The sequence below is a fragment of the Haloferula helveola genome, assembly GCF_037076345.1.
Taxonomy (GTDB): Bacteria; Verrucomicrobiota; Verrucomicrobiia; order Verrucomicrobiales; family Akkermansiaceae; genus Haloferula; species Haloferula helveola.
On the sequence record NZ_AP024702.1, the window covers coordinates 949,752 to 967,679 of the forward strand.

Annotated in this window: 16 protein-coding genes; all 16 read right to left on the reverse strand. The window is 62.7% G+C overall.

What is annotated here, in order from left to right; all coding sequences use genetic code 11:
- Positions 1–1,929 carry a cytochrome c gene (locus HAHE_RS03330; protein ID WP_338688623.1) on the reverse strand — a complete coding sequence of 643 codons (1,929 nt, stop codon included), beginning with the start codon at positions 1,927–1,929 and terminating at the stop codon, positions 1–3.
- The gene (locus HAHE_RS03335) at positions 1,929–2,843 is read right to left on the reverse strand and encodes a ThuA domain-containing protein (protein WP_338688625.1); all 915 of its coding nucleotides are present in this window, start codon (positions 2,841–2,843) and stop codon (positions 1,929–1,931) included. The genes HAHE_RS03330 and HAHE_RS03335 overlap by 1 nt, the downstream gene beginning before the upstream one ends.
- A 140-nt stretch (positions 2,844–2,983) precedes the next feature.
- Positions 2,984–4,264 (reverse strand): O-acetylhomoserine aminocarboxypropyltransferase/cysteine synthase family protein, encoded by a 1,281-nt coding sequence (locus tag HAHE_RS03340; protein ID WP_338688627.1) that lies wholly within the window; start codon positions 4,262–4,264, stop codon positions 2,984–2,986.
- 195 nt (positions 4,265–4,459) lie between these two features.
- A complete protein-coding gene (locus tag HAHE_RS03345) occupies positions 4,460–6,079 on the reverse strand; it encodes a cation:proton antiporter family protein (RefSeq protein ID WP_338688629.1) in 1,620 nt (539 codons plus the stop codon).
- 77 nt (positions 6,080–6,156) lie between these two features.
- A complete protein-coding gene (locus HAHE_RS03350; RefSeq protein WP_338688630.1) occupies positions 6,157–7,416 on the reverse strand; it encodes a hypothetical protein in 1,260 nt (419 codons plus the stop codon).
- Between the two features lie 60 nt (positions 7,417–7,476).
- Positions 7,477–7,815 carry a type II secretion system protein GspG gene (locus HAHE_RS03355; protein ID WP_338688631.1) on the reverse strand — a complete coding sequence of 113 codons (339 nt, stop codon included), beginning with the start codon at positions 7,813–7,815 and terminating at the stop codon, positions 7,477–7,479.
- An 88-nt stretch (positions 7,816–7,903) separates the two neighbouring features.
- Positions 7,904–8,233, reverse strand: a complete 330-nt coding sequence (locus HAHE_RS03360) for a DUF6614 family protein (protein WP_338688632.1) — start codon at positions 8,231–8,233, stop codon at positions 7,904–7,906.
- A gap of 124 nt (positions 8,234–8,357) precedes the next feature.
- Positions 8,358–8,819 (reverse strand): hypothetical protein, encoded by a 462-nt coding sequence (locus HAHE_RS03365; protein ID WP_338688634.1) that lies wholly within the window; start codon positions 8,817–8,819, stop codon positions 8,358–8,360.
- Between the two features lie 100 nt (positions 8,820–8,919).
- On the reverse strand, positions 8,920–9,258 hold the full coding sequence (locus tag HAHE_RS03370) for a hypothetical protein (protein ID WP_338688636.1): 339 nt from the start codon (positions 9,256–9,258) through the stop codon (positions 8,920–8,922).
- Positions 9,259–9,818: 560 nt separating this feature from the next.
- Positions 9,819–10,805 (reverse strand): DUF1080 domain-containing protein, encoded by a 987-nt coding sequence (locus HAHE_RS03375; protein ID WP_338688638.1) that lies wholly within the window; start codon positions 10,803–10,805, stop codon positions 9,819–9,821.
- Positions 10,806–10,841: 36 nt separating this feature from the next.
- Positions 10,842–12,116: a Gfo/Idh/MocA family protein gene (locus tag HAHE_RS03380; protein ID WP_338688640.1), complete on the reverse strand. Its 1,275-nt coding sequence runs from the start codon at positions 12,114–12,116 to the stop codon at positions 10,842–10,844.
- Between the two features lie 60 nt (positions 12,117–12,176).
- A complete protein-coding gene (locus HAHE_RS03385) occupies positions 12,177–14,726 on the reverse strand; it encodes a c-type cytochrome (protein WP_338688641.1) in 2,550 nt (849 codons plus the stop codon).
- A gap of 155 nt (positions 14,727–14,881) precedes the next feature.
- Complete coding sequence (locus HAHE_RS03390; RefSeq protein WP_338688642.1) at positions 14,882–15,247, reverse strand: RNA-binding protein; 366 nt, start codon at positions 15,245–15,247, stop codon at positions 14,882–14,884.
- Positions 15,248–15,449: 202 nt separating this feature from the next.
- The gene (locus HAHE_RS03395; protein WP_338688643.1) at positions 15,450–16,265 is read right to left on the reverse strand and encodes a methyltransferase domain-containing protein; all 816 of its coding nucleotides are present in this window, start codon (positions 16,263–16,265) and stop codon (positions 15,450–15,452) included.
- Positions 16,266–16,331: 66 nt separating this feature from the next.
- Entirely contained in the window at positions 16,332–16,580 is a 249-nt protein-coding gene (locus HAHE_RS03400; RefSeq protein WP_338688644.1) for a hypothetical protein, read from the reverse strand.
- Positions 16,581–16,712: 132 nt separating this feature from the next.
- A complete protein-coding gene (locus HAHE_RS03405) occupies positions 16,713–17,849 on the reverse strand; it encodes an alkaline phosphatase D family protein (RefSeq protein ID WP_338688645.1) in 1,137 nt (378 codons plus the stop codon).
- Positions 17,850–17,928 lie beyond the last annotated feature (79 nt).

The following is a 17,928-nucleotide window of genomic DNA, read 5'->3' on the forward strand; positions in this document are numbered from 1 at the left end:
TCACAGCCCCTTCATCCAATCCACGAGCGCCTTCCGGTCCTTGTCGGGCAAATTCAGCGCCGGCATCGCCGGAGCATATCCTTCCGGATACTCGTGAAGCGGATCGGTGAGCGCACGGTGGAGATACGCCTCGTCGACCGTTACGTCGACCGGCTTTCCGTCACGGATCACCTTCTGCGTCCGGCCGAGGATCCCCTTCAGGCTCGGTCCGACGATACGGCTGCCGTCGGTCGAGTGACATGCCGCGCAGATCGAGCTGAAGATCCCTTCAGCGACCTCCTTCGGATCGCTGTCGGCATTGGCGACGGTCGGTAAAACCGTCTCGCCCTGCTCGCGCTGGTGGCGCACCGAAGTGTACCACGCCTCGTCCGCGTAAAGACCCTGCTTCGGCAGCTTGAGATGGACGACCCAGCCGACGTTCTCGTTGGAGTAGCCCTTCTGCTTGATGAAGGGCGGCGAGTTGTCGCGGATGCCGGGAATGGAAAGGCGCACCCGCCTCATGTCGCCCGAGTGGGTGACCGCCTTCACCGCAAGTGCCTCCTTCCCGAACGGTCGACCGCCGTAGCCGTTGGTCGGTACGTAGGTCCACTGTTCGACTTCGGGCAGTTCCACTGCGATGACCCGATCAAGCGGCCGGAAAAATTCGAGTTCCAAGCCTCCGGGGACGTCGCGCACCGCGACAATCTCGTTGAACTTCGGGTCGATCTGGTCGGCCGACTTGAACGTCATCCGCTGCAAACCCCACCAAGGCTTCTTCGGCTCGCCAAGGAACTCCCACAGACCACCCGCGCCGATGTGGCCGATGTAGAACCGCTTGTCCGGCCCCTGGACGATCCGATTCGGTCCCGCCGTGAAGCCGGTGACCCCTTTCGCATCGTGACCACCCGAGTGCTTGAACACCGCGCCTTGCCAAATGCCATCGACCTCTTCGGTGAAGACTCGGCTCACCCGCCCCATCGTCACATCGCCGACCAGATACTGGCCTTCATAGGCCGCGACCGCTTCCGGAAGGTCCTTCAGCAGGACCGGCTGCGAGGGCGAACGTGCCACCGCCCCCTGCGGCATGTGGACGGTCGGCGGCGACTGATACTTCGAACCACCCTTCACCGAGTCGGCCTCCTTCGGCTGGAACGCCGCGATGTTCGAGTCGTCCCGCTGCATCAGGAAGTGCCCGTAGAAGCCGCCTGGAGTGATCCGGATGAACTCGTTGCTCGGATTGAAGACGCCCTGGTTGTCGACCACGATCATCGCGCCGTCGGCACCGACACCGAAACCGTTCGGAGTCCGGTAGCCACCGGCGACGTAGCTGATATCCGTATCCTCCGGCTTCTCCTCCCCGGTGATCGGTCCGAGCATGAAGGTCGAGCCGCGATGGGTCTTCGGATTCACCGTGACATTGAACGCCCGCGAGCCCCCGAGTTTGATCGAGGTGGTGAGGTTGCCGGCGAGGTAGTTCTTGCCGTCCTTCTCCACCACGCCGAAACCGACTGTGTAGGTGTGGAAGTTCGGCTGCGAGATGCCATCGATCAGGATGACCTTCTCGGACGCGTCGTACTTGCCGTCGCCATTGCGATCCTCGAGTCGCGAGATCTTGTCCTTCTCGCCAACGTAGATCTTGCCGTTGTGCACGGCGATCGCCGTCGGCTCGTAGAGATCACCCATTACCCGCTCGGCCTTGATTCCGGACCGGTCCTTCTTGGTCGTGATCTCCGGAATGCGGAAGATCTCTCCCTTGAGAAACGGCGCCTTGTCCTGACGGTTCGGACTGAAGACCGTGACGAACAGGTCGTCGCCGCGGAAGGCCATCGCGGAGACCTTCAGTTCGACCTCGTTCGACGGATAGATGTCTTCCAGCGTGACCAGCGGATGAAGGCTATCCGCGAGCGCTCCGCCCGTCAGTAGCAGCGGAAGAAAGGCACGCGACCTCATCACGGCTTCTTCGGCTTGGGCTTCGGAAAGTCCTGGTTCTTCTCAAGGTCCTCCTGGGTGATCTTGTCGGACGGCACGCCTTCCTCCGGAACTTCGGCCTTCGCCACCCAGGTGATCGCGTTCAGCACGACCTTGCGGAAGTTGTCGTCACCCCAGTTGTTGTGGAAGTGGCCACCGGTGAAACCGAATCCCCGACCGCCGTTGGGGCGCTCGTAGGCCCACGCGACGTGCTGGATCTCGCCGTCTGCCACCGCCTTGCGGACGTGCGGATTGCCCGAGTGCGGGCCGTCATTCCGCTTCATCGTCTCCTTCGGCGGGTGGGCCGAAAGGATCGGGGTCACGCCCTCCATCTGGGGAACGAAACGCATGTGGAAGTACCATTCGTCGCGAATCTTGAACGGCTTCACCCCGCGGGTGATCGGATGTGTCGGCAGGGTTTCGAAGTTCGCTTCCCAGTGGGGATTCACCGACCAATTCGGCTCGAAGTAGCCGCCCATCCACTCGAGGAACTTGTCGCCGGACTCGCCCTTGGTGGTCTCGACCGCGTAGTGCAGGCAGGCCAGCCCGCAACCGTCCTTGAGCTTCGCATCGACTCCCTCGAGGTGTTCGTTCGCCATGTGCCGCTTGCCGCCGTCGCAGTAGAAGACGATCGCGTCGGCATCCTCCATCAGCTTGGCATTGCCCGGCCAATCCTTCGCCACGTGGACTTCGGCTGCGACCTGATCCCCAAGATGCTTGTTGAGCTGTCCCGCCAGCAGCATGCACCCGGCCCGGTGCTCGTGCGCTCCGTATCCGTGGCTCGGCTTCCCGGCCAGGAACACGATCTTCTTTTTCGCCTCAGCCTTGCCCTCCTGAGCCCCTACGCCGCCCGCAACGAGCAGCACCGACATTCCGATCAAGATCGCGCACTTCACGGAAACCCCCTACGGGCCCTGTGACCGCCGCCTTGCACCCCAAGTCCCGCCACCAGGTTTTGTAGTTTCCCGTTTACGGGGTCCCACCGGTCCGGAAGACCGCCTGAAGGCGGAACTACGAACCCTTGAAAAGCGACGTCTCAGGCGCCAAGCGCCTGGTCGAGGTCGTCGATGATGTCGTCGATGTGCTCGATGCCGACCGACAGGCGGACCAGTTCCGGACGGATACCACCGGCCAGCTGCTGTTCTTCCGTGAGCTGCGAGTGGGTCGTGGTCGCGGGATGGATCGCCAGCGACTTGGCATCGCCGAGATTGGCGACGTGCGAGAAGAGCTTGAGCTCGTTGATGAACGAGGCACCTGCCGTTGCGCCACCCTTGATTCCGAACACCACCACGCTGCCGCCCTTGCCCTTCAGATACTTCTGGTTCTTCGCATACTCCGGGTCGTCCTCCAGTCCGGGGAACCGCACCCACTCGACCTTCGGATGGTCCTTGAGGTGCTTGGCGACGGCGAGCGAGTTCTCGCAATGACGCTCCATCCGCAGCGGCAGCGTTTCGATCCCCTGCAGGATCTGCCACGCGTTGTCGGGGCTCGAGCAGGCGCCGAGATTGCGCAGCGGAACCGTGCGCATCCGCAGGATGTAAGCGAGGGGCGCGAGCATTTCCGGCAGGTCGTGTCCCCAGCGCAGGCCGTGATACGATTCGTCCGGATTGTCGTAGAGCGGGTGCTTGCCGCCGGTCCAGTCGAAGCGGCCCGAGTCCACCACCACGCCGCCGAGTCCCGCACCATGCCCGCCCATCCACTTGGTCAGCGAGTGGACGACGATGTCGGCTCCGTGATCGAGCGGGCGTGTCAGATAGGGCGTCGAGCAGGTGGCATCGACGATCAATGGCAGGCCGTGGGCCTTGGCAATCTCCGCGACCGCCTCCAGATCGGTGATCTCAAGCGCGGGATTGGAAATCGTCTCGCAGAAGAACGCCCGCGTCTTGTCGTCGGCCGCCTTGGCGAAATTCTCCGGGTCGTTCGAATCAACGAAGCGCACCTCGATGCCGAGCGCCGGAAGGATGTTGTCGAACTGCGTGTAGCTGCCGCCGTAGAGGTTGCGCGCCGAGACGATGTTGTCGCCCGCAGAGGCGAGGTTGATGATCGAGTTGAAGATCGCCGCCGTGCCGGACGAATGACCGAGGCCCGCGAGTTCGTGCGCACCCTCGAGCAGGCTCACCCGTTTTTCGAGAACGGCGACCGTCGGGTTGGTCAGCCGGCTGTAGATGTTCCCGAGTTCCTTCAGCGCGAACAGGTTCGCCGCGTGCTCGGTGTTGTTGAAGGTGAAGGCGGTGCTGCGGTGGACCGGAACCGCGCGCGAGTTGGTGGAGGCTTCCGGCTCGTAGCCGCCGTGCAGACAGAGAGTTTCGTGTTTCATGGGGATGGAAGGCGAACCTAGGGAACCCACCCTCCCGGGATCAAGGCGATCCGTCGGCCGAAACCGTCATGGCGCGTGGATGGGATCGGACCGCAAAGGTCCAACACCGAGAAGGACTCAGAACCCGCGGCGGTCCGGCCTTGGCGCCTTTGCGTCTTGGCGGTTCATCCATCCGATCCACCTCAAAAGTCGGGCTCAAAAATCGCTCCCCGACTCGCGGGCCCGGCGGATGAGATCCGGCCGCTGCTGACGGAAGACGTTGAAGACATGGTTGGCGAAGTATGAACCGGCCTGGGCATACAGATTGAACGCCGTATCGACCCCGAGCTCGCGAAGCTGGCGGATCTCCTCCTCATACTTGGCGGTCACGGCCACGACACCACCGAAGCCGTGGCGCTTCAGGGTTTCGACCGCATGCACGTTGGCGCTGTGCTTCGGCATCGCGAGCACCACCAAGTCGATATCGTCCTTCAGCCGCACCTTCTCCCAAAAGTCCGAGTCAGACGCGTCGGCCAGCATCACGTTGCGCTCCACCTGGCGATGCAACTCCACCGCTTTCGGATCGCGGTCGAACCCGATCACCTGCCCCGGGTAGCGGGTCTCGAGTTCGTGGTAGGCGGCCATCCCCACCCTGCCCATGCCGAAGATCGCGATCGATTCCCCATTCTCCCGCACTGGCAGGTCATCGCGGTGGCGGCCTTTCGTCTCGAAGCGTTTCAGCCAGCCGCTGATCGGGTCGTAGAGCCGCTCGGAACGCCTCATCAGCGGCGCCACGATCAGGAAGCTGACCGACAAGCCGACCGCGACCGCCACCAACCACTCCGATCCGATCCATCCCTTCGCCACACCGAGGGCCATAACGATCAGGCCGAACTCGCTGTAGGTCGAAAGCGTCAGCGCGCTGGTCCACGCCGTCCGCGCCCGCAGACGGAAACGCGTGAGCAGAAGGAAGAAGCCGACACTCTTCAGTGGCAGCAGAAGAATCATCACTCCGGCCCACCCGAGGCTTTGCCAAGAGAGTCCTCCTTCCAGACCCACCTGAAGGAAAAAGCCGACGAGCAGCAGGTCGGTGATGCCGGTCAGCGACTTGGCCAGCTCCTTCGACGCCGGGTGGTAGCCGACCAGCACGCCGACAAACAGCGCCCCGAGATCGGCCTTCATTCCGACCGCCTCGAAACCCGCGGCTCCGACGACCAGTGCGAGGAAGAAGCCGCACAAGGTCACCAGCTCGCCGTGTCCGCTGCGGCCGAGCATCCAGCCGAGCAACGGCCGGGCGATCAACAAGCCGGCGACCACGGCAATCGACCACGGCGACGGAATCTTGCCGGTGGAGAAAGTCAGAAACAGCACCGCGAAGATGTCCTGCATGATCAGGATCCCGATCGAGACGCGGCCGTGCATCGCCCCCATCTCGCCGTTTTCCTGCAAGGACTTCACCGCGAAGACGGTGCTCGAAAAACTCATCCCGAAGGCGAGAAGCAGAGCTGTCGACCAATCGAGCCCCGCCGCACGCCCGACCATCACGGACACGGCGAGAAGCACCGGCGCGAACAAGCCGATCACCAGCGAGGCATGGATCGAGGCTCCTGCCCAGATCTCCGGCCGCGCCAAGGTCTGCACCCGCAGCTTGAGACCGATGCTGAACAAGAGCAGGGTCACGCCGAGATTCGAAATCACCGCCAAGGTTTCCCCTCCCTCCTGCCCCAGCGCCTGCAGCACGAAGCCGGCGATCAGGAATCCGACCAGCGGCGGCAGCCGCATGCGCTGGGCCGCGAGACCGAAAATGAAGGCGGTGGCGATGAGGAGGATGTCCATGATCCGAACGGATGAATCGGTGACCTAGCTCATTCCGTGCAAATCCGCGCAATGCCGGCTCCCATGACTCCCTTTCGTCAGTTCGCCGCCGTGTCCGCCAGCCAATCGTGATAGGCCGCGAGGATGCTGGCGGGAGGGCCGCCCATCTTGTGTTCCGCCAGCACGCGGTCGAGCAGCTTGTTGCGCTTCGTTTCCGAAATCATCATGTGCACCGACAGCGCCAAGGGTTCGCGCGAGATCCGCAGGGTCATCCCCCGCTCCCCGCTCAGCCAGTGCGCGATGAACTGCGTCTTCGCGATTCCCGGCGGATCGAAGGACGAGGAAAACAGCCGGGGCTTGCCGAATGCCTTCTCCATCGCCTCGACCAAGCGCTCGGCCTTCGGATACTCGCCGAGATAGGGATTGATGGTTCCCGACATTTCGATCGCGACCGTCCGCTCCCTGCTCTCCTTGTCGGGTCCGGGGAGATACTGGACGCGGTAGAGCGCGGGTGTGTCGTCGCGGATGACGTACCGGTGATCGTCGAAGTCCTCCCGAAAGGACGAGAGCTTGCCCCGCTTTTCCTCAAGCTCCTCGCGGCCGATGCCCACCTCGACATCCCAAAGACAGGTCGGCAACAGCCAACGGAACAGGCTCTCGGGCTGCGGTTCAACCAGTTCGATTCCTCCGTAGTTCCGCCGCATCGTTTCCTCGCGCTTCTCGGTTGAGGGAAGACAAAGGGGCTCGAAAAGGAACTGTCCGGGGATCGTCACCGGAGGATGCGGAGCGAGCACCGAGCGTTTCGGGACCACCGTTCCGACGACTTTGCCCGACGTCTTCGAAAATACCGGCCAGCCCGACCGGACCGGTGGCTCCAGATCGGGGTCTTCGAGAACCAGCATCAACCGCACCGGTCCCATCCACGAGTGGTAGGCATCGCCATTGCCGGGATTGAAGAGCAGAGCAGCTTCGACCTGCTCCCCCGTCGGACCCACGGCGACGAGGCTCTCGCCCGCCTTGAGTTGGAAGTCCGCCTCGTAGGGAACGGCATCCGGAAAGTCCGTCCCGCCGAAGATGAAAACCTTTGAGGTCGGCTGCTCGATCACCTTTGCCTTGGCGACTTCGAATGGTTTGCTGTCGGCGAGCGAGAACGAGCGCGTATCCTCCTCCCCCGGCACCGAAGCCGTGACGATGCACAGCGCTCCCCGATAACTCACGCCATAGCCGGTCGAGTCGCCCACATCGCGCTTGAAGGCCTTGTAGGAAAACTCCTGCGCCGAGGCCGGAAGTGTTGACGAAAGAACAGCACCCAACAACACGCCCCCGACCCGGTGCCAACGACTACGAACCATCTGCATGCTCAAGGCCTACCAACCCCTGCAGCGGGAAACAAGAAAGGGGCGTCGCCCGCGCAACGGCTAGTTCGAGATATCGTCCTCCGTTCTCACCACCCGATCCGGGCCGGAAGACCAGACATGCAGTTGCTCGTCGATGAGCTCAATCTGGTAGGGCACCCCCCACGGATCGACGATGGTGGAGTAATAGGGACCATCCCATCCGGCGACTCCCGGATCTTTGCTCAGATCCTCGGCCTTTCCCGGGTATTGGCCACAGTCGGCCTTGTAGCGTTCCGCCGCGGCTACCAGCCTCGGGACGGTATCGCGCGCGGCTTTTTCTCCGGCGGAATTCTTCCCACCGCAGGCCGGCAACAGCAATGCGAGGCCGAGAGCGATACCGATGTGTTTCTTGTCACGCATGATGCCCTTGATGCTCTCGGCGAACGCTGCCGGCCGTCAATCAGGAACCACCCGACGATCCCAGCCGGGGCTGAAAGTGGATTGGGCTTCACGATGGATTCTCACCGGTCGTCGCGTCGTGTGAAAACGCTACCCGAAAACCTTCGACCATGGTCATCAACGGGCGGTGCGGATCTTCCCGGAACCTGGACTTCATCGTTGCGAAGGCAGCTTGAAGATCCGCTTCCGACGCGTAGTCCACGATCATTTGGTAGTCGGGCAACTCGTCGAAGGAGGCCTTGTTGTTCGTCCTAAGCAGCCGGTAGCCCTTCGCCAGATTGCCACCGACTTGGGTCTCCATGAATCGATCGACCTGTGCCACGAGGGCCTCATGCGTCACGCCATCTTTCCGATCAAAGAACACGTGGTAGGAGTGCATGGGTGATTTGGCGGGGCGTTGAAGGGCAGGCGAACAGATGGTCCGATTCCGGTCGGAGGCGGTCAACAGACTACTCACTCAGTCCCTACGCATCCCCCTCAGCCTGAGGACTTGGTCCGACTTGTCACGCCTGTTTGAGTTCCTCGGAAAAGCTGTCGTTGTATCGGTTCACCGTCGCCTCATCAATTGATGCCGAGAGCAAGAACTCTTCGAAGATCTTGCGTTCATTGATGCGCCGGACCAACCAACCAATCTCGGCTGGCCCCATCCCCCACGAACCCATTAAAACGGTCTTCCCCTCGGCATTGAAAGCTGGGGCCACCGATTTCAGCTTGAGCATGATCGGACCTAGCAGGGTGTGGGAACCTTCGATTTGCATCAGAGATTCCTCGATGACATCCACTGTATCCGCAGCGATCTCGACCGCCCTATCGTAGGCGAAGGTGCCGGTGACTACGTCGAACGTGTAGAAGCGGACTCCTTCAAACAGAGGATCGCCGATCACTCCGAAATGGCGAGACGTATCAAGAGAAAGCCGATCAATCAGCAGTTCGAATTGCTCTACCGCTTGGACGAAGAGATCCATGTCTGAACAACTTCGCAGTGGGCACGAGCGAACGCAAGGCCGCGCATCGAGCGAACTCGGATGGAGCGAACTCACGAGGCTGAACGTGACAAAGCGGCGCTCACACGTCGAACTCCCAAGCCTCATTCGCCCTTTCGATTATCGAGTCTAGGTCCTTGGGAAACCGATCGACCTGCTCCGGAAAGCACCAACCCGTGCTAATTGACGAAGCTCTACCACGAAGGTCTCCGATGAGGTCCAGAAAGCCTTTCTTCTCAACAGCATCCAAGGCGGTCAGATCGACGAGCCCTATCGGACGCGCGGCCGGATTCAATCCGAGGATCCGCGCCGCAATTTCATCGGTGGCAGCCCGCCACTCCAGCTCCCTCATGATGACCTTGTAGGTGGAGTTCCACACCCTCACAGACCCCTCCGGTCCCATCTTAAAGCTCGCTGACATGGCGCCTGACTTGGGTTCTTCAAAGATTCTTGGCCAAACGATTTTTCTCCCCCACCGGCGGTTTGAAACCCGGGGGGCGTTGGCTGGGAGAGTGATGCCCTGTTCATGGATTTCACAATGAATCCCCCACACTTCAGGACGATATCAACGCGGAGCGTAGGTTCACTTTCGCGTGTTTCAAACTGACTAAGTATCATCTAGCTCGAAGCGAATGGCAAACTTGATGGTCGGCATCCGAGTGGCAGATTCAGACGGAAATCAAGGCTGCGCCTTGATCTGCGAAGTGCGGCTGCGCCGGTGGGTGGATGACCCGGGGTGCGCTTCGCTTACCCCGGGCTACAAGATGACGCCCCGTTGGGGCTGTGGAGCCGGTGTGGCATTCGATCTCGGTGGCTGTGCCGCGCGGCAGATGCCGGTTTCATAACCGGCGCTCCATTCCTGACCACTGACCACTGACCACTGACCACTGACCACTGACCACTGACCACTGACCACTGACCACTGACCACTGACCACTGACCACTGACCACTGACCACTGACCACTGACCACTGACCCCGCCTACTTCTCCACCACCCAGATGTTCCGATAGAACACCGGATTGCCGTGGTTCTGGAGGAACAGCGGGTTGCCTTCATCGGTCAGCGGTCCCTTGACCGGGCAGGCGGTGGTGCCGTCCTTGTTGAGCTCGACATCGTCGTGCACGACCACGCCGTTGAGCTTCACGGTAATCCGTGGCCATGCGGTGCGCTTGCCATCCTCATCGAATCGCGCATCGGTCAGCTCGACGTCGTAGGTCTGCCACGAAAGCGGCGGAAAGCACATGTTGAGCTTCGGCGCGGCGATCGAGTAGATGCCACCACACTCGTTCATCTTGCCGTCGAGGCCGAACGAATCGAGCACCTGCGTTTCCCAACGGCCTCCATAGTAGACGCCGCTGTTGCCCCGTTGCTGGCCGCGGGCCTTCGGCTTGTAGGGCGTGCGGAATTCGAGATGAATGGTGCAGTCCTTGAACTTCTTCTTGCTCAGGCAGCCGGTCGCGGCCAGCAGGCCATCGGCCACTTTTCCCTTCTCCCACTCATCGGCCGAACTGCCGTCGAAGAGCACGACCGCACCCTCGGGCGGCCGCATGCCGAGGGTCGGGCTGCGACGCTCGATCTTCGGAAACTCGACCACGCTGCCGCCATTCGAATACAGGCTGAGCCGGTCGTCACGGATCTCGGCCGAGAAGCCGCCCGCTTCGGCGAACTTCACAAGGTCCCCTTCCCGCGCGCCGGAGAGCCGGACCCGTTTCTTCTCCTTCGTCCAGCCGAGCCCCGGAAGACCTCCTTCCAGCACGTAGGCATCGAACTTGCCGTCTCCGAGCGCCACCACCTGGACGCCCACGCTGGCACCTTCGCGGTTCAATCCGTATTCGCCTTGGACAATGAAATCCGGATCCTCCTGGGCCGCCTTGACCGGATCGGTCCAGACAGGTGACTTGTCGGCGGCAGAGGCTGCGAACGCTGCGACCAGAAGGGCGAGAGCGAGGGTCGGAATCAGTTTCATGGGACGGGTTGAAGCAAAGCGCGGCTCAGTCAAAGGTCACGCGTATTCCCAACCCTTCCGGGCCTTGCGGGTGGTCAGCGCGTTGGCCTCGTCGTCATCTGCGAATCGCTCCTTCACCGGATCCCACTTGAGCGGGCGCCGGAGCTTGTAGCCAATGTTCGCAAGGTGACAGACCGTTGCGGTGCGGTGTCCGGTCTCGACCGTGCAGATCGGATCCTTGCGCGACTTCACCGCATCGATCCAGTTCCGCAGGTGGTTGTTCGACGGCTGGACGCGCCGGTCGCCGTCCGCAAGCGGTTGCTTCAGAATGTCCGGCGAGTCGCTTTTCAGTTCACCCCGGCCGACCCAGATCGTGCCTTCCGTGCCCTCGAAGGTGCAGTCGCTCTTGCCCCCGTGGAACATCTCCACGCCGTTTTCGTAGATGAACTTCAGGCCGCTGTCGCCTTCGGCCGGCGGCTCAACCCGCACCGGACCGCTGCCGTCCATACCGAGCGCCCACTGCGCGATGTCGAAATGGTGCGCGCCCATGTCGGCCAGCTTGCCGCCCGCGTATTCCTCGTAGTGGCGGAAGGCCGGGAAGTGGTTGTGCAGGCCCTTGGGGCACAGGATCTCGTTGTAGGGCCGCATCGGCGCCGGTCCGAGCCACAGGTCCCAATCGACATTGTCCGGCTTCTCCTCGGCCGGCAGGTCGCATGGCTTCGGCGACTCGCCCACGCCGATCCGGATCGTCTTGATCTTGCCGATCCGGCCCGCCCAGATCATTTCGACCGCCGTGCGGAAACGGTTGCCGAACTCGCTGCGCTGCTGGCTTCCGGTCTGGAAGATGATCTTGTTGCGCTTCACCGCGTCGGCCAGCAGGCGGCCTTCGGCGATGTTCTGGGTCAGCGGTTTCTCGCAGTAGATATCGAGCCCCTTTTCGACCGCCGCGAGCGCCGGGTGCACGTGCATGTGGTCGGGCGTCATGATCACCACCGCATCGAGGTCTTCCTTCTCCAGAAGCTCGCGGTAGTCGACGTAGGCGGTGCAGCCGCTGTATTTGCCGGACTTGGTGTCCTCGGCGTATTTCTTTTCAACGACCTCCTTCGCCTTGGCTCGCCGGGTGCCCTCGACATCGCAGACCGCGACGATCTGGAGGTCGGCCTGACGCAGCGCCTGTCCCATCACGCCGTAGGCACGTTTGCCATAGCCGATGAAGGCGACGTTGAGGCGGCTGTTGGCCTCGGCGGCCCGCAGGATCGAGGGGCCGAAAATGGCGGTCGCGGCGGCGCCGGTGAGGAACTGTCGGCGGGAGGACGAAAAATGGCTGCTCATTAGACGAGCGATACGCCCGGGGTCGATTGCGGCTATCAGGCGGCGGCCTCCGAGAGCCAATCAACCTCCCGAGAAAACCCGATGGCGTCGGTCACCACCGGAAATCAGGTAAGCCATGAGGTCCTTCAGTTCGTCCGCGTTCATCAGCGCGATGGTGCCCGGCGGCATGATCGAGACCTGCGAGAACTCGACCTTCTCGACATCCGCCATCGGCGCCTTCACCAGCTCACCCAGATCATAAGGGTTGGGTGCCACTGCCACCTCTTCATCGTTGCGATAGATCAGCCGCCCGTAGAGCGACCCGCCATCCTTCAGCGTGACGGTGCTGGCTTGATACTGTTCCGAAATCGAATCGCTCGGTTCGCAAATGGCCACCACGATGTCCCGGATCGAGTATCTCCGTCCCACCGAACCGAGATCCGGCCCGGCGTAGCCGCCCGATCCCTCGATCCGGTGGCAGGCCACGCATCGGCCCGCGGAGAACATCCGCTTGCCGTTCTCGTAGTCGCGACCCTTCAGCGGTTCCTCGAAAAGCTTCATGGCGGTTTCGACCGTCCACGCCACCGGCGGGCCTTTCGGCATCGGGAGGCTGGCTAGGTCGATCGTCGCGATATCGCCAAGCAGGGACGAGATCTCCTTGCGGTCGTCCGGCGGCAGGTGGGCGATCGCATCCTCACGGATGGCGCGGATGTAGCCCGCGAAGCTCAGTCCTCCACTTTTGCGAAGCGTGTCGTTGAGCCAGGTGAAATAGTACTTCCGGTCATCGACCGACCAGCCGCTGCGCACCCGCCGCAGCGAGTAGGCATACTGGATGTTCTGCCAATTCGGCGTGTCCGCCATCGCATCGAGGATCGCCTTCCCATACTTGTTGTGGCGCTTCAGCAGGTTCTCATCGTACGCCATCGCCTCGGCATGGGTGACCTTCATCAGTGCGATCGTCTTCGGGACCACCGAGGGGGCATCGAGGAAGCTGAGCACCCGGCAGAGTTCGATGTTCACTTCCTCGTCATCCGCCGGAAAGTGCGGATCCAGATTCGCCACGATCGCCGAGACTTCCGACGGGGTCGGCGCGTCCAGACGGATCAGGCACAACGCGTAGGCCCGGAGAAGCGCCAGCCGGTCGTCGCGGTCCAGTCGGTCGAAGGGAAGCGAGTTGAGCTTGGCGATGATCCGTCCGGCGAGATCCTTCTCTCCATGCCGACAGAGGGCGATCGCGCCATGGATCGCGCCTTTCGGATGGTCCTCGGAGAACACCCGGTCGCGCCACAACTCCAGTGGCTGGTTCTCGATCGCGATCCTCGCCGCGTAACGGATGCCGCGATCCGCATGCGAGAGGTGCGGCCACGCTTTCTCAACCGCCTGCTGCCCGCCACTGCCGCTTCCGTGGAATGCCTCCAGCGAATGCCGGAGGTCGCGCAACGGCTGGTTCGCCGTGAGCCGGCGGCCGGCACCGGCCTCGGCGGAGCCGGTGTAGCGGACGCGGTAGAGCTTCGAGGCAGTGTTGCGGCCTCCCACGAGGAAATACATGTGTCCATCCGGCCCGAACCGCATCGCGGAAATGTTCAGGGGCGACCCGTTGAGGAACTCCTCTTTCCTGCCGGTGTAGGTCGATCCGCTTTCCTCCATCTCGACCGTGTACATCGTCCCGAAGGTCCAATCGCAGATGAACAACTTGTCCTGGAATTCCGTCGGGAAGTTCGAGTGGTGACCGAAGCTGATGCCGGTGGGCGATCCTGGGCCGACATCGATCACCGAGCCGTTGCCATCGGCGAAGTAGGCCGGCCATTTCGCCGATCCGGCCCGCCAGCCGAATTCGCCGCCGGCAACCACATGGTTGACCCGGGTCGGACGGTACCACGGGCTGCCTACGTCGAACTCAAGATCGGAGTCGTAGGTGAACAGCTCGCCTTGCCGGTTGATCGCGAGGTCGACCGGATTGCGGAATCCGGAGGCCACCAGCGTCCAGTCCTGGCCATCCGGAGAAATGCGGCAGATCCATCCGCCGGGGGGATCGATGCCGACCGCGTGGCCCATCGGGTCCGGCATTTCCGGCAGCAGGGAATCGGTCGCCCACACCGGCGGCTGCAGGCTGCCGACACCCTCGGGAACCGGCGTGTGGTTGCCGGACACAAGGTAGAGCCCCTTTCCATCCTCGGTCCTGATGATCGAGTGCGCCGAGTGCTCGTAGCCGACGCGCAGCTTCTTCAGCAGTTTGAACTCATCGTAGTCACCGTCGCCGTCCGTGTCCCGGATTCGGTAGAACCCGGTCATCGTGGACATGTAGAGGCTGTCGAAAGCATACAAAAACCCGAGCGCTCCACCGACCATCCGCTTCCCCCATGGGATCGGCTCGTAGGGAAAACCCTTCAGGCTGCGGACGCGGACTTCCGAGTCGGGATCATCCGCGTCCGGCAGCGTCACCCGGAACACGCCCTGGCTGTCCTGATCGGAAACGATGAGCGTCCCCTGCGGCTCGAAGGCCATCGCCACCCACGAACCTTGGGAAACCGGAACCGTATAAAGCAGTTCCGCATCGAAGCCCTCGCGGATGTTGATCCCCGTATCGGCATCGGGCACGAGGCCGGCTCCCGCAGCCGCAACAGCGGACATGCAGGAACCAGAGACGCAGGCCGCGAAAAACACGCGGACTGCGACGGTGGCGCGAAGGGGGATTCCGGGGCGAGCGGACTTCCGGCTGTGAAGCATGCGCGAACCTTGCGCAGGGGTTCGGAACCCGCAAGCGCCCGCACCCACAAGTTCGCCGGTCAGATTCCCTTGTAGCGGACCCGCTTGCCGTCGGGTCCGATCGGGCGGTCGTCGACCGAACGCGTCACTTCCACATCCATCGAAACGCGACGCGGCCGCTCGGCCGGATGGCGGCCCGACTGGCGCTCCTCAGCCACGCTGACCTTGAGCGCCCGGCCACCGAAGTCGGCACCATCGAGTTCCGTCATCGCCTTCTCTCCGTCCTCAAGCGTTCCGAAAGTCACGAATGCGAATCCACGCGGTTGACCGGTCTCGCGGTCCGACGGGCGCCGGATGTCGACGATGGGTTCGTAGGGGGTGAGCAGTTCGCGGAGTTCTTGTTCGCTGGTTTCGTAGGAGAGATTGCCGATGTACAGTTTGATCATGGTGTTTGTTTCGTTGCGTGCCTGCCCGGTTGTTCCGCCACACTGCGCTTCAACCCGAACCGAAGGACACGCCTTCGAGCAAACGACCAATGATGCCCGGTAAGGGCAGGAATCGGGAGGGTCGCACGATTCGACGCACAACCCAACGGTTTTTCCCTAACGGATCCTGCGGCACCCTTCACGCGGGTCGCGACGCACCCCCTCAGCGATTCCGCAGGAGCAGGAATTTCACGCGCCGCTCATCACCTCCACCGACACCGAACACGGCCTCGGCATCGTATCCCGGCAAGCTCGCGGGATCAAAGGACGGCGGAAGCTTGAGCCACCGGTTCGGAACGTGATCCGCGCCTGTCAGCAGTTCTCCGGCAGGCGGAAGCTCCTCGATCGTGACGCGTTCCTTGCTGTAGCGCTCGCCCCATGGCGGATCGATGAAAAGCAGGTCGGCCTTCGTGTCGGGCAGGATCGCCCGGGCATCACCGGCGACGAAGTCGATCCGGTCCGCGACCCCGTAGAGCTTCGCGTTGTGCCGGGCCATCGCCAGGCGTCCGGGATCGAGCTCGATCGCGACCACGTCACACCCGGCCCTCGCGAAGCCGATCGCGTTGCCCCCCGCGCCCGCGCAGGCATCGATCACCCGCATGCCTCCCGCGCGCTCCCCAAGTTCCAACGCAATGGCTTCGGGTGTCAGCGACCAGCGTCCCTCCTCATCGACCCGGGCTCCTCTCCTGCTGAAGCCGACGCTGCCATCCCGATAACGCCGCGCTTCTTCCGTGTAGGCCTTGCGCAGGTCCTTCCGATGGAGCGGCGGCATGATTCTGACCTCCAGCAAGTACCCGCCGATGCCGACGTTCCGCAACCGCGCCGCGAGGTCCGCGGCGGCATCGCGCTCGAGATCGGCCCTCGCCTCAAGACCACCGCCGGAACCGCTGTCCACCACCCAAGCTCCGGGACCGAGCAGACGTCGCCAATCGAGCCACTCGGGCAGAGGGCGAACCCGGACATCAAACAATCGGCTCATGGGCGGAACGACCGGCCCACCCTAGCGGTTTCCCCGCCCGCGCAAATCCCGTTTTCAACCCGGAGGTTATAGCGAGTCCCCCTCGTCAGCCCCTGCCAGCTTGGTCGTGATGAACCTGCGGATCTCCAAAACCGTCACATCGTCGGCCACCGGCACACGGCAGGCCGAACGGGGCGGCCCGTCGCAGGTCAGCACGCCGTCGCGCAGCGTGAACTCGAAGCGCTCCCCATCTTTCTCGACAAGCAGCGTGCCCGAATTCGGGTCAAATTCTCCGTACGGCTGCGCCGCCTCGTGGAAATTCCTCTCTGCCGTCATGGGTCTGGGTCAAACGTGCGGGTTTCTCGTCGCACCCGATCAGGGAAACGTGCGAAGCCGCACATTCGCCAGTGTTTTCGGTCTCTCCCACCATGTCCCTTTGGGGTCAGGTTTGCCCGCAGCGGGAGAAGACTACGGGAACCGGAGCTCCAAGAACGGCACCGAATGGCTGAACAGCTTTTGGCCGTCCTCGCCGACCGCCGCCAGCTCGAGCTTCTTCCCTTCCCAGTCGATCTCGACCAGGCCGGCGTTGCGCTGGAAGTGCGACTTGCCGACGCGCAGCGAATTGTCGGCCGAGGCCCATCCGCGATTGGTATGCGACAGGCCGCTGCTGGTCATGTCATAGAACGGATATGAGCCGATTTGAGTCTTCGAGAGTTCGGCGAAGTGGACGTCGCCGGAAATCGCCACCGTGTGATCCGCGCGATGTTTCCGCAGCAGTTCGAAGAGGCGGCGCTGCTCGTGGGGGACGTTGCCCCAGTTCTCCATCCCCTTCTCGACCGCCAGCACCTGGATACTGCTGGCGATGATCCTGACGTCGGCGGGGACTTTCAATTGACGCTCCAGCCACGCCCACTGGGTTTCCCCGAGCAAGGTCAGCGACGGATCGTCGACGGGCCGGTACCATCCCACCGTGCGCGGCTTCCGCTTCTCCTTCGATCGGGGAATCTCATCGCGGAAGTAGCGGGTATCCAGCAACAGGATCTGGCAACGCTTGCCGACCGGACCGAAGGTGTAGGAGGCGTACACGCCCTCCCTCTTCCGACGCGGCGAGTCGGCGGGATCCTTGAAGAAATCGAGGAAGATCTGCTGCGATTCCTTCCGCTTCGAGTAGGACTTCCCTCCGTCGTTGATCCCGTAGTCATGATCGTCCCAGGTCGCGAGCAACGTGCTCGTTTCCCGCACCTTGCGAAAGCCGTCCACCGCTTCGAGTTCGGCGTACTTCTTGCGCAGCACGTCCATGTCCGCGGTGTCGCCGTAAATGTTGTCGCCGAGGAAAACGAACACGTCCGGCTTCTGCGCCAGCACGCCGTCAAAAGCGGTGTCCACCTTGTCCCGCGGATCGAAACACGATCCGAAGGCGATCTTTGTGACGGCTTCCGGCTTGTGGAAATCCGCCGTCTCCTCGGCATTCGCCACGAGACCGCACGCCAAGGCGCCCGCGAAAAGAATCGCTGCTCCGAGGCCAACCGGCGGCATCCGGAATGACCGGGAGCCGCGAAACGACATCGACGGAAGCGGAAGACTGCAAACGGAATGGGATTTCATCCACGCGACATACTCCGCGCCCCGTGAACGGCTTTCACGTGCACGGACCCGCTCCCTCGCTGGCTAGCCGAGACTCGGT

Excerpts from the sequence above, each read along its gene's own strand:
- HAHE_RS03355 (WP_338688631.1), bottom strand. The coding sequence starts at position 7,815 with ATGCGTGACAAGAAACACATCGGTATCGCTCTCGGCCTCGCATTGCTG.
- HAHE_RS03400 (WP_338688644.1), bottom strand. The coding sequence starts at position 16,580 with ATGACGGCAGAGAGGAATTTCCACGAGGCGGCGCAGCCGTACGGAGAA.
- HAHE_RS03365 (WP_338688634.1), bottom strand. The coding sequence starts at position 8,819 with ATGGATCTCTTCGTCCAAGCGGTAGAGCAATTCGAACTGCTGATTGAT.
- HAHE_RS03375 (WP_338688638.1), bottom strand. The coding sequence starts at position 10,805 with ATGAAACTGATTCCGACCCTCGCTCTCGCCCTTCTGGTCGCAGCGTTC.
- HAHE_RS03385 (WP_338688641.1), bottom strand. The coding sequence starts at position 14,726 with ATGTCCGCTGTTGCGGCTGCGGGAGCCGGCCTCGTGCCCGATGCCGAT.
- HAHE_RS03340 (WP_338688627.1), bottom strand. The coding sequence starts at position 4,264 with ATGAAACACGAAACTCTCTGTCTGCACGGCGGCTACGAGCCGGAAGCC.
- HAHE_RS03350 (WP_338688630.1), bottom strand. The coding sequence starts at position 7,416 with ATGCAGATGGTTCGTAGTCGTTGGCACCGGGTCGGGGGCGTGTTGTTG.
- HAHE_RS03405 (WP_338688645.1), bottom strand. The coding sequence starts at position 17,849 with ATGAAATCCCATTCCGTTTGCAGTCTTCCGCTTCCGTCGATGTCGTTT.
- HAHE_RS03360 (WP_338688632.1), bottom strand. The coding sequence starts at position 8,233 with ATGCACTCCTACCACGTGTTCTTTGATCGGAAAGATGGCGTGACGCAT.
- HAHE_RS03395 (WP_338688643.1), bottom strand. The coding sequence starts at position 16,265 with ATGAGCCGATTGTTTGATGTCCGGGTTCGCCCTCTGCCCGAGTGGCTC.
- HAHE_RS03370 (WP_338688636.1), bottom strand. The coding sequence starts at position 9,258 with ATGTCAGCGAGCTTTAAGATGGGACCGGAGGGGTCTGTGAGGGTGTGG.
- HAHE_RS03380 (WP_338688640.1), bottom strand. The coding sequence starts at position 12,116 with ATGAGCAGCCATTTTTCGTCCTCCCGCCGACAGTTCCTCACCGGCGCC.
- HAHE_RS03345 (WP_338688629.1), bottom strand. The coding sequence starts at position 6,079 with ATGGACATCCTCCTCATCGCCACCGCCTTCATTTTCGGTCTCGCGGCC.
- HAHE_RS03330 (WP_338688623.1), bottom strand. The coding sequence starts at position 1,929 with ATGAGGTCGCGTGCCTTTCTTCCGCTGCTACTGACGGGCGGAGCGCTC.
- HAHE_RS03390 (WP_338688642.1), bottom strand. The coding sequence starts at position 15,247 with ATGATCAAACTGTACATCGGCAATCTCTCCTACGAAACCAGCGAACAA.